General features: G+C 41.5%; 3 protein-coding genes. All 3 read left to right on the forward strand.

What is annotated here, in order from left to right:
* Position 1 precedes the first annotated feature (1 nt).
* A complete protein-coding gene (locus tag SKC36_RS12235) occupies positions 2-1075 on the forward strand; it encodes an NHL repeat-containing protein (protein ID WP_459466063.1) in 1074 nt (357 codons plus the stop codon).
* A 10-nt stretch (positions 1076-1085) separates the two neighbouring features.
* Positions 1086-2561 (forward strand): c-type cytochrome domain-containing protein, encoded by a 1476-nt coding sequence (locus SKC36_RS12240; RefSeq protein WP_459466064.1) that lies wholly within the window; start codon positions 1086-1088, stop codon positions 2559-2561.
* Positions 2562-3211: 650 nt separating this feature from the next.
* Positions 3212-13700: invasin domain 3-containing protein (locus SKC36_RS12245; protein WP_459466065.1), on the forward strand; the 10489-nt coding region annotated here is incomplete at its 3' end.

Raw genomic sequence — 13700 nt, forward strand, 5'->3', positions numbered from 1 at the left:
TATGAACAAGTCCATTCAACGCAGAGATTTTTTAAAAACTAGCTCCGTTTTAGTTGGCGGTAGCCTCTTATCAACCTCAAATACTATGAAAAAAATTGCCCCAAAACCTGGCGAAATCGTGATAGGTCACAACAATTTTAAATTTAAGGTCATTCCCAACTGGGGGATCCTAGATGCTGGCAAAAACCCTGTTAACGACTGCCATGAAATGGTGGAAGACGCCAAGGGTCGTTTGTTTTTATTAACCAATGAAACCAAAAACAATGTTTTGATTTATGATAAATCAGGAAAGTTATTAGACTCTTGGGGACATACCTATCCGGGAGCACATGGTTTAACTATTTTAAATGAAGGTGGAGAACAGTTTTTATTGATTTGCGATAACACTCGCCATCAGGTCATCAAAACAGATTTAAAAGGTAAGGAAATTTTCAAAATCGAATATCCTAAAGAAACGGGGGTCTATGACCATCCGCATCAATTCGTCCCAACGGAAACGGCGGTTAATCCTAAGAATGGGGATATCTACGTAGCTGATGGTTATGGAGCAAATTATATTATTCAATATGATGCAAAGGGAAAATACATTCGTCATTTTGGAGGAAAGACAAACGACTATGATGATAATTTATTCAATTGCTGCCATGGTGTTTTAGTGGATACACGAGATCCTAAAAATTGGACGCTCTTAGTGACAGACCGTGTGAATAATAGCTTAAAACGATTCACCTTAGACGGAAAATTCATTACTCGTTACCATTTACCGGGTTCCTTTGTATGCCGCCCTAACTTACATGGAGATCATATTGTAGCCGCATGTTTCCGCAGTGGAGATGGCAATTGGCCGGGATCTGGTTATGTACAGATTTTGGATAAAGACATGAAAGTAGTCTCTACCCCTGGAGGTTCAGAGCCTATTTATAAAAATGGTGTTTTACAAAGACAGCACAAAGATGACGAGAATAAGGTATTCATTCATCCTCATGATGTTTATGCCGATTCTGATCATAATATCTATGTAGCACAATGGGCATCTCAAAAGACTTACCCTATTAAATTGGAACGTATCGGCTAATATGGTGCTTGTGTTGGACTCGGAGCTAACTCCAGATTGGATTCTATTTTTTGGTCATTTTCATCCCATGTTGGTGCATTTACCTATCGGTATGCTCCTCATGGGAATGATTTTATATGTATTTTCCAAAAAAGAGGAAGTTTCCAGACAAAAGTCCATCGCCCCGATTTTATTGAGTACTGGAATCACCGCAAGTATTTCATGTGCCATGGGCTGGAGCCTCTCTTTGGCCGGCGAATACGATGTGTATACCCTGTTTTTACATCAATGGCTAGGAATAAGTCTAGCTGTTAGCTCAGTAGCACTTGCCTACATGGCACAGTATTGGTCTCAGGATGCAGTAATGTCTCGCTTTTTCAAACCTGGATTAATGATTGCATTTATCTTAGTCGTGGCTACTGGTCACTTAGGAGGAAATCTAACCCATGGTTCGGATTATTTGAGTACCTACTTACCTCAACCCATGCGGGCGTGGTTTGGCATAGCTCCCAAGGAGGAAAAAGCAAAGCCCAGTAATGAACAGCCTATTAAAATCAAGAACCTACAGGAAGCATTGATCTATCAAGATTTAATTCAACCTACCCTCAAACAGAAATGCTGGTCATGCCATAATGCTGAAAAGCAAAAAGGGAAGCTACGGATGGATAGTCCTGAATACCTTTTAAAAGGAGGAGCCAATGGCGCCATATTACTAGCAGGAAAACCAGAAGAGAGTGATCTGATTAAGCGAGTCTTATTGGATCCTTCTCATGAGGACCACATGCCGCCGAAAGGGAAAGTTAACCTAACTGAAGATGAAATTAGTTTATTACAATGGTGGGTTAAGGAAGGGGCACATTTCAATAAAAAGATAGCTGAGATTCCTTTTGATGCTCGAATCAAAACCATATTAAGCAAATATACCCAAGCGAATAAAAGTCAAGAGACCTATGTTTCTCCAGTCTTACAAGACAATATCCCAGCAGCTTCTGATGCCGACATAGAAAAATTAAGAAAGCATCATTTACTGGTCATGGCACTCAGTGCTGAAAAATCATTCTTGGAGGTCAATGCCATCAATGCCAAACAAATTGGTGATAAAGAATTACAGGACCTGGAAGGAATCAAAGAACAAGTAGTTTCACTAAAATTAGGAGGAACCAAAATTACCGATGCATTTCTCCAACAAATAAGTTCTTATCCCCGGCTAATTCATTTACATATAGATCGTACACAGATTAGCCCAAGAGGTATGGCTTACCTAAGCTCACTTCCTCATTTAGAAACTTTGAACCTAGTAGGTACTTCCATCAATGATGCCGCCATTGGGGATTTATCAAAAATGCGATCTTTACGAAAAATTTACTTGTGGCAAAGTAAGGTCAGCGATAAAGGCATCAAATTGCTTCAATTAAAATTACCTAAGCTCTTGATAGACCAAGGATGGAGTGGGAAATGGCCAGTAGATACACTCAGTATTGCCATTAAAAAGCCTGAAAAAAAATAGGCAATATTGTATCATTCCACCCTTATAGCAAAGTCATTCTACCTAAAAATGACTTAATTTTGATGCATTAATTGGTATAATTCGCTAAAATAGCTTCATTATTTAATGAATTAAATCTGAAAAATAGACCATTCTGAACCAATATTGGCCATAATTCACCTCTTCTTGGGGCTTAATTTCATATCAAACAAAGCAAATCCTGTTTCCAAATTTAAATTAGGGCAATTTTTCAGGTTTTCTCAAAAATTGAATTTTTCTAAGATTGTCTCAGTGGCTATTTTTAGGCCATTTTTCAAAATCCGCTCATGGGGCTTCTAGAGCATTTCATTTGTTCAGAATTTAAAATTGAGTACAAATGTGATTTCAGATTATTTCTACATTCCAAATGGAATTATTAGTTTTGTTTGAATTATAATCTCAAAGAGAAAAATAAATTCTTTGAGAAGCTGTATTCTGTTCCTAAATTATATATGAAAAAATCTTCTACTTGGCTGCAAAGTCTTTGTGATGCACTGACCATATCTGGTAAGGAAAATCATACGAATTCAACTTATTTTTTGACTTCTGTTAATTTTTCTGAGGAATAAAACCCCTTGGAACAATAGCTATTCAATTTATTAGATTAAACAATCTGTGTTCTCCAAAAAATCATGAAAGTATTTCACACTACTTATTTCCCTACATTGAAACAGTTAATTACCCAACTTAACGTGATGGTGCTAGTTTGCCTGTCTGTATTGGCAGCCAACACGTCCTTTGCGAACCCCTCATCTGAATTACTTAAATACCCTGACTTCCGAGATAAGCCTACTGTAAGCAAAGCGATAGAAAATCAGGAAGGGCTGGTCTTTTTTGATAAAGCCCCAGGTGAAGCCATTAGCCCAGAAGAGCTACGCATTATCCAAGCCAATAAAGAAGTAAACAAAATATTGATTCAGCTTTTCCAAAAAGCCAATTATCAAGAATTATTGTTTTCTTATTTTCCAGGAAATCGTACCAAAGCTGATTTAGCTTTTGCCGCCAAAGCCGAAGAACTACGTAATGCCGTTTTAAATAAAGGTTTTAATATACCAGTCCAATTATTGAACTGGTCAGTCATAAACGGTGCCATGGCAGCCTATGCTAACCACGGTCCTACAGGAAAACCCATCATCTTCTTTAACCAAGAATATGTTGCCAAATTAGCGCCATTTTACTACCCCAAAGCAGATGATAACCAAATAGTAGGGCTACTATTACAAGAATATGGACATGGTATTGACCATTATTTGAATGGTGAAATAGATAGCCCTGGAGATGAAGGAGCTTTATTTGCTGCTCAAGAAATGGGCTATAATTTGTCCAAAATAGAAATTGAAGGAGCAAAAATACGAGATGACTATAACCGTATACTAGTTTATGGAAAAACGCTACAGGTTGAAGAAGCCGCTTTGGTAACCCAAACAATTTGGCCTGCCACCATTGGTTCTAATAAAGTAACCATTAATGGAGCCAAGGTGAGTGGATCAAATTTCCGTTTTGAAACAGTTTGTACAGGTGGGGGATCTAACTGTAACTTTTCTGGAACTACGGGTGGAGGTTCAAATACTGTTGTAAATTTCTCCTACATTTTACCAGGAGGTTCTACAAGTGCCGTTGTAGGAGGAGTTATGTCTTGGCGTGACCAAAGTGGTAGCCCAAACTCGGTATTTTTTGATCAATATAGTTCTGGTACCACTACATCAGGTGCAGGTTATGTAGTTGTATTATTAGTCAATGCCACCACAAATGCTTATACATCTACCAGTCAAATTTCTGGAAATAGTGGTCCAGTGGGAACAACCTTGGACAACTTTGCCGTAGCTAATACCCCAACAACTGGTAACTCAACCATCGCAGCGAGTCCTTCCACAGGAGTGGTTGCCAATAACACCACGACATCCACGTTAACGGTTACTGCAAAAAACTCCAGTAATGCTGCCATCGCTGGTGCTACTGTAACAATAAGTCAATTTTCAGATTCTGGATTGTTGGTTCCAACAACTAAGTCAACCATTAGTCCAGCCAGTGCCACAACGGACGCACTTGGTGTTGCCACATTCACTGTAACAAGTACGGTTGCCCCACAAACCATTTATTACCGGGCAACGGTTGTTGCATCTGGTTTTGAAACCATTTTATCCAATAATGCATCTGTAGGTTTCGTAGTAGGACCTGTGGCTAAATTACAAGTATTAATGCCCGGTGAAACAGCAGATCCAGGATCAGCGACCGGTAAAACGGGTACACCTACCAACCAGGTTGCAGGATCAAATACCACTGTTACCGTTAATGCCGTGGATGCTTGGTGGAATAGAGTTACCTCCTCGACACCAACAGTAGCCATAACCACCAGTGATGCCAATGATACACATCCGGCCAATGCTGCCTTAGTATCTGGAACTGGAACCTACACGGTTTCATTCCGTACTGCGGGAAATCAAACAGTTACAGCAACTGATCAGGCTGGAAGTAGTCCGCTTACAGCAAATACGGGTGCCACTACATTAGTGACTGCTGGAACGGTAAATAAACTACAAGTACTAATGCCTGGTGAAACAGCTGCTCCCGGAACAGCCACTGGTAAAACAGGTAGTCCAACAGCCCAAACTGCTGGTACTTCATTGAACTTCACCGTCAACGCGGTGGATGCCTATTGGAACGTGGTAAGTTCAGCTACTCCAACGGCCGTCATCACTTCATCCGATGCTCAAGCCACGCTACCTAGTAGTGCCGCTTTGGTAAGTGGAACTAGACAATTTGCCTTAACTTTTAAAACAGCTGGCAACCAAACAGTAACCGCAACAGACCAAGCAGCTTCATTAACTGCCAATACGGGCGCAAGTACGGTAGTAAATGCAGGCGCTGCGAGTAAACTTAGTTATTCGGTACAGCCAAGTAATGCAACACCTACATCCTCTATATCTCCTGCTATAAAAGTTCGAATTGAAGATGCTAATGGAAACTTGGTCAACTCAACCGCCAATGTAACCCTAGCCATTGGAACTAATCCAGCATCAGGAACACTTTCTGGTACATTGACGCAAGCAGCAGTAGCGGGAGAGGCAACATTCTCCAATATTAGCATAAATAATATTGGAACGGGATATACCCTTGTGGCTACTAGTGGCTCGCTAACATCTGCTACTTCCAATACATTTAATATCGTAGCAGCGACACCATCTAAACTATCATTTGGTACACAACCCGCCAATACAACGGCCGCTGCCACCATGTCCAATGTAACCGTTAGAATAGAGGATGCATCTGGCAACTTAATATCAACAGCTACCAATAGCGTAACCTTAGCCATTGGTACCAATCCAGGATCAGGTACCTTATCAGGAACAGTAACAAGAAGTGCTGTAAATGGTATAGCCACCTTTAATGATTTATCAATTGATAAAGCAGGTACTGGATATACTATAGGAGCTACAAGTGGTGCGCTTACGGCTGCTACTTCTAATACTTTCAATATCACTGCAGGAACGGCTTCTAAATTAACATTCGGTGTTCAACCTTCGAATGCAGTTGCTGCAGCTTCTATTTCGCCTGACATCACCGTGCGTATTGAAGATGCCAATGGTAACTTGACTTCATCTACTGCTAGTGTAACTTTAGCCATTGGCACTAATCCTTCTTCGGGTACACTATCAGGTACCGCTACTGTTAGTGCTGTGGCTGGTGTGGCTACGTTTACTGGCTTGTCCATCAATAAAGCAGGTACTGGATATACTTTAGGGGCGACTAGTGGTGCGCTTACAGCTGCTACTTCCAATACTTTCAATATCACAGCAGGAACGGCTTCCAAATTAACATTTGGGGTTCAACCTTCTAATGCCGTGGCTGCAGCTTCTATTTCTCCTGACATCACCGTGCGTATTGAAGATGCCAACGGTAACTTAACTTCATCTACTGCTAGTGTAACTTTAGCCATAGGTACTAATCCATCTTCGGGTACACTATCAGGTACTGCTACGGTCAGTGCTGTGGCTGGTGTGGCTACGTTTACTGGCTTGTCCATCAATAAAGCAGGTACTGGATATACTTTAGGAGCTACAAGTGGTGCGCTTACTGCTGCTACTTCCAATACTTTCAATATCACTGCAGGAACGGCTTCTAAATTAACATTCGGGGTTCAACCTTCGAATGCAGTTGCTGCAGCTTCTATTTCGCCTGACATCACCGTGCGTATTGAAGATGCCAATGGTAACTTAACTACATCAACAGCTAGTGTAACTTTAGCCATAGGTACTAATCCATCTTCGGGTACATTATCAGGTACCGCTACTGTTAGTGCTGTGGCTGGTGTGGCTACTTTCACTGGCTTGTCCATCAATAAAGCAGGTACTGGATATACTTTAGGGGCGACTAGTGGTGCGCTTACAGCTGCTACTTCCAATACTTTCAATATCACTGCAGGAACGGCTTCCAAATTAACATTCGGTGTTCAACCTTCGAATGCAGTTGCTGCAGCTTCTATTTCGCCTGACATCACCGTGCGTATTGAAGATGCCAATGGTAACTTAACTACATCAACAGCTAGTGTAACTTTAGCCATAGGTACTAATCCATCTTCGGGTACATTATCAGGTACCGCTACTGTTAGTGCTGTGGCTGGTGTGGCTACTTTCACTGGCTTGTCCATCAATAAAGCAGGTACTGGATATACTTTAGGGGCGACTAGTGGTGCGCTTACAGCTGCTACTTCCAATACTTTCAATATCACAGCAGGAACGGCTTCCAAATTAACATTTGGGGTTCAACCTTCTAATGCCGTGGCTGCAGCTTCTATTTCTCCTGACATCACCGTGCGTATTGAAGATGCCAACGGTAACTTAACTTCATCTACTGCTAGTGTAACTTTAGCTATTGGTACTAATCCATCTTCGGGTACACTATCAGGAACTGCTACGGTCAGTGCTGTGGCTGGTGTGGCTACGTTTACTGGCTTGTCCATCAATAAAGCAGGTACTGGATATACTTTAGGGGCGACTAGTGGTGCGCTTACAGCTGCTACTTCCAATACTTTCAATATCACTGCAGGAACAGCTTCTAAATTAACATTCGGGGTTCAACCTTCGAATGCAGTTGCTGCAGCTTCTATTTCGCCTGACATCACCGTGCGTATTGAAGATGCCAATGGTAACTTAACTTCATCTACTGCTAGTGTAACTTTAGCTATTGGTACTAATCCATCTTCGGGTACACTATCAGGAACTGCTACGGTTAGTGCTGTATCTGGTGTGGCTACTTTCACAGGCTTGTCCATCAATAAAGCAGGTACTGGATATACTTTAGGAGCTACAAGTGGTGCGCTTACGGCTGCTACTTCCAATACTTTCAATATCACTGCAGGTGATGGAGCTAAATATTTAGTAACATCGAGTTCTTACTCGCCTACCGCTGGTGGAACAGTAACCATTTCTGCTCAATTAGCTGATGCTAATGACAACCCAGTAAGCACTTCTGGACAAACTGTTACTTGGACTAAGTCCAATGGTAATGGTAGCTTTGCTACAGCTACTTCAAATACCAATGGTAGCGGTATTGCTACCATTGTATTTACTACGCATACTGTGGCAGGTACAGCGACAACTGTAACGGCAACGACTTCGACTAATACGGGTACATCGCCAACCATTACAACCGTAGTAGGTGCCGCTTCTAAATTAACTTTTGGGGTTCAACCTTCTAACGCCGTGGCTGGAGCAGCTATTTCTCCTGACATCACCGTGCGTATTGAAGATGCCAATGGTAACTTAACTACATCAACAGCTAGTGTAACTTTAGCCATAGGTACTAATCCATCTTCGGGTACATTATCAGGTACCGCTACTGTTAGTGCTGTGGCTGGTGTGGCTACTTTCACTGGCTTGTCCATCAATAAAGCAGGTACTGGATATACTTTAGGGGCGACTAGTGGTGCGCTTACAGCTGCTACTTCCAATACTTTCAATATCACTGCAGGTACGGCTTCCAAATTAACATTTGGTGTTCAACCTTCGAATGCAGTTGCTGCAGCTTCTATTTCGCCTGACATCACCGTGCGTATTGAAGATGCCAATGGTAACTTAACTTCATCTACTGCTAGTGTAACTTTAGCTATTGGTACTAATCCATCTTCGGGTACACTATCAGGAACTGCTACGGTTAGTGCTGTATCTGGTGTGGCTACTTTCACAGGCTTGTCCATCAATAAAGCAGGTACTGGATATACTTTAGGAGCTACAAGTGGTGCGCTTACGGCTGCTACTTCCAATACTTTCAATATCACTGCAGGAACGGCTTCTAAATTAATATTCGGGGTTCAACCTTCTAACGCTGTGGCTGGAGCAGGTATTTCTCCTGACATCACCGTGCGTATTGAAGATGCCAATGGTAACTTAACTTCATCTACTGCTAGTGTAACTTTAGCTATTGGTACTAATCCATCTTCGGGTACACTATCAGGAACTGCTACGGTTAGTGCTGTATCTGGTGTAGCTACTTTCACAGGCTTGTCCATCAATAAAGCAGGTACTGGATATACTTTAGGGGCGACAAGTGGTGCGCTTACTGCTGCTACTTCCAATACTTTCAATATCACTGCAGGTGATGGAGCTAAATATTTAGTAACATCGAGTTCTTACTCGCCTACCGCTGGTGGAACAGTAACCATTTCTGCTCAATTAGCTGATGCTAATGACAACCCAGTAAGCACTTCTGGACAAACTGTTACTTGGACTAAGTCCAATGGTAATGGTAGCTTTGCTACAGCTACTTCAAATACCAATGGTAGCGGTATTGCCACCATTGTATTTACTACGCATACTGTGGCAGGTACAGCGACAACTGTAACGGCAACTACTTCGACTAATACGGGTACTTCGCCAACCATTACAACCGTAGTAGGTACCGCTTCTAAATTAACATTCGGTGTTCAACCTTCTAACGCCGTGGCTGGAGCAGGTATTTCTCCTGACATCACCGTGCGTATTGAAGATGCCAATGGTAACTTAACTACATCTACTGCTGGTGTAACTTTAGCCATAGGTACTAATCCATCTTCTGGTACATTATCAGGTACTGCTACGGTCAGTGCTGTGGCTGGTGTAGCTACTTTCAGTAGCTTATCCATCGATAAAGCAGGTATTGGATATACTTTAGGAGCTACTAGTGGTGCGCTTACTGCAGCTACTTCTTCTACATTTAATATTACACCAGGCGCTGTCAATGCCTCTAAATCTACCCTGAGCCCATCAACGGCTAGTATCACTGCTAATGGTTCATCTACTCAAGTATTAACTGTAACAGCTAAAGATGCTTATGGAAACAATGTCGGCGTAGGTGGTGCAACAGTAACCATTACACGACATATAGGTACAGGTACAGTAGGATCAGTAAGTAATGTAGGTGATGGAACTTATACTGCTACTGTTACTTCCCCAACAACAGTTGGTACTGGAGAATTTGAGGCAAGCATTGGTGGAAATCCTGTAGAAAATGGAACAGGAGCTATGTTTCATAGTGTCATTACTTATACTGTTGGGCCTGCAGCTAAACTAACTTTCCAAGTTCAACCAAGTAATACCGCTGCATTAGCATCCATCAACCCAGCTATCAAGGTAAGAATTGAAGATGCCAATGGTAACTTAACTAGTTCTACTGCCAACGTAACCATTGATTTTGGAACCAATGCAGGATCAGGTACATTATCTGGAACTAAAACAGTAGCAGCCGTTGCAGGTGTAGCCACCTTTAGTGATTTATCGATTAATAATGCGGCCACTGGTTATACGTTATCGGCGACAAGTTCAGGTTTAACAGGTGCGACATCTAGCACATTCAATATTACGACTTCAGGTGCTGCCAAATTAGCATTTAGTGTACAGCCAAGTAATGCTTTAGCAGGTAACAGCATTAGTCCAGCCATTAAAGTTCAAATTTTAGATGCCGCTGGAAACCCAACTACGGCAACAGATAATATTACTTTATCGATTGATACCAATCCAGCTTCTGGAACACTTTCTGGAACCTTGACTCAAGCAGCCGTAGCAGGTGAAGCCACATTTACAGGTATATCCATCAATAAATCAAGTGCTTCTACCTACAAGTTAAAAGCTACAAGTGGTTCGTTAACCGAAGCCATTTCAAGCACCTTCATTATTTCTCCGAATACGCCATCTGCGATTACCGTGACAGACATTACCCCTGCCGTGGGAATCTTAGGAATTAACAACAATATTGTACGGGTTAATTTAGTCGATGCTTATGGTAATTTCTCTCCAGCTCCTTCAGATATTGGAGTTCAGTTAAGCTTATTTATTGGTGCTACCGATAGAACATCTGATGGTATTGAAAGAACCAATTCTTCCAATGTAGTTCAATCGACGCCAATCCAAGCGACCATCAGTAATGGAAATTATTTTACTGATATCACGTATGTTCGTTATAAAGTATCAACTATTGATAAAACTACCACCCCTTATACCATAAATAACAATGCGACGATTAAAGCCGCTAAGTATACGGTTGGTGGTCCTAGTTTAAGTACAGGAACTAGTGCTGCATTTACTATTACAGAAGGTAAGATATATTCGCCGAAAACAACCGGTAACTGGAATGCCGTAACTTGGGCTATTTCATCCGATGGCGGAACCTCGTTTGCGGATACAGTTGGCATAAAATACATTTATGATAAATATGATATCGTCAAAATTCCAACAGGTATTACCACTACCTTAAGCCAATCTGTTTCTTTATACAGTTTAATTATTGATGGTACTTTTGACTTAACAACAAGTGGAACATTGACCTTAAATCACCATTCGGGTATTGATGGTGAATACAATATTCATACGCATGGTACCTTTAAAAACTCAGGGGGTACATTTACCAATACCAATGAATCTGGTAGCGGATATTTACCTAATTTCCACGGAGGAACCTATTGGCATGCCAGAGATGGAGGATCTATTCCGAAAGCCCTATGGACAACTCAAACAGCTGGAGCCCTTACTAAAATTACAGGTCTGAGTTCAACCTCTTTATCCAGTGGATTTGATCAAACCTTCCTAAACTTTGAATGGGATAACTCCTACACTGGTCAAAGCATGCATGGTAATGTGACCATTTCCAAAGACTTTTATTTAAAAAGTGGATCATTCTCCATTGGAGATAATAATACGTTAACATTAAATGAAACGGTTAATGCATTAAGCGGTGGAAAATTAAAAGGAACTAGCTTATCTACTTTACATGTTAATACTACCAGCGGAAGCCCAAGCTTAGACTTTGATTCAGGAGGTCAAAATTTGAAGGAATTGAAAGTCAATGTAACAGGTGGAACTACACTGACCATCCCATCTGATTTAACCATCAGTAATACGCTAAACTTAGTGGCAGGTCGAGTAGTTATGGGTAATAACAAAAAAATTATCCTTCCTATCGACGCAAGTATATCGGGTGCTTCGGATGCCCGTTATGTACAGGGAATCATTTCAAAAGTTATACCGAAGCAAACAGATCCTTCTTTTTCTTTCCCTATTGGAGATGCCACAGCTTACGCGCCAGTAACCTTAGATTTTGTTGGTAGAAGCGCCGCTTCCACCGACTTGACCATTGAATCATCCACCAATTCATTAGCAGATAATGCTGAAATAAGCGGTTCTGGTATTCGTTCAGACAAATATGTGAAAAGGAAATGGAGAGTTACAGATGGTAGTGGTGCAACAGCCAATGGCTTCACTACCTATCATATTACCTTAGGCTTCCCAGGTGCGGATATCGCGGGATCAGCTAGTTTATCCAATATGATTGTCCGTAAGAATTCTGGCTCATGGAAAGCGCCAGGTGGACATGTTAGAACAGATGGTACAACAAAGACTGTTCAAGGCCAGAACTTTAATTCATTCTCTAATTTCTTTATTGGAGAATCGTCTGGCGCTACCAGCTTTTCATTAAATAGTCCTGCGGATATTACAGCAGGAACAAGAGCAGCCTATGTCGGTACTCGATTAGATGCCGCTTCTTTGCCATATACAACTGGTAGTCAAACAGCTTATTTAACTTCTACAGGAAGTGGTGTATTCTATGATGCCGCTAGTGGAGGAAACGTTATAACCAGCATTAACTTTACCGATGGATCCTCAACAGTCAATTTCTGGTTTGAGAAAACCACGGTAGGTAGTTATACCGTAACTATGTCAGATGCTACTCCAGCAGATGCTGGAGCGGGAATTACCGACGCAACAGATGATATTGCGGTAACAGTAGGTGCAGTAGATGCTGCAGCTTCAACATTAACTCCAACCGTTGCCAATATCACAGCCAATGGAACTTCAACCCAGGTTTTATCTGTAACGGCTAAAGATGCTTACGGTAATAACCGAGGTACTGGTGGAGATGTAGTTACCATTACTCAATTATCGGGAACAGGTACCATCGGATCTGTATCACATGCAGGAAGTGGAGTATATACTGCTACAGTTACTTCTCCTACATCAACAGGTACAGGCGTATTTGTGGCTACCTTAGGTGGATCGCCTGTAAAAAATGGTACAGCTAGTCAAACGCAATCCACCATCACTTATTCAGAAGGTGCGGCAAATAAATTAGTCATTACTAATATAGGTACGAAAACCGCTGGTGCTACTTTTAATGTTATTGTAACCCTAACAGACGTAAATGGAAACCCAGTAAATGCAACAGCTGATGGTACCGTAACTTTAAGTTTAAAAACAGGTAGCGGAACATTAGGTGGAACATTAACCGGAACGATACTGAGCGGTGGAAGTAGCGTAACCATCTCGGGTGTTACTTATACCAAAGCTGAAACGGGTGTGGTTTTAACTGCTACAGGTTCTGGTACATCAACTAATGTAGCTAGTAAATTAGGTGATTCTAATGCGTTCACTGTTGTGGCTGGTGCTGCGGATGCTGCCATTTCTACCTTAACTCCTACTTCGGCTAGTATCGTGGCGGACGGTTCTACTACTCAAGTTTTAACCGTAACTGCTAAAGATGCCAATGGAAATAATTTAACTGCTGGCGGTGCTACTGTCACCATCACCAACTCATCTGGTTCAGGTACCATTGGTTCGGTTACAGATAATAGCAATGGTACATATACCGCTACTG

The organism is Aquirufa sp. OSTEICH-129A, from assembly GCF_054558355.1.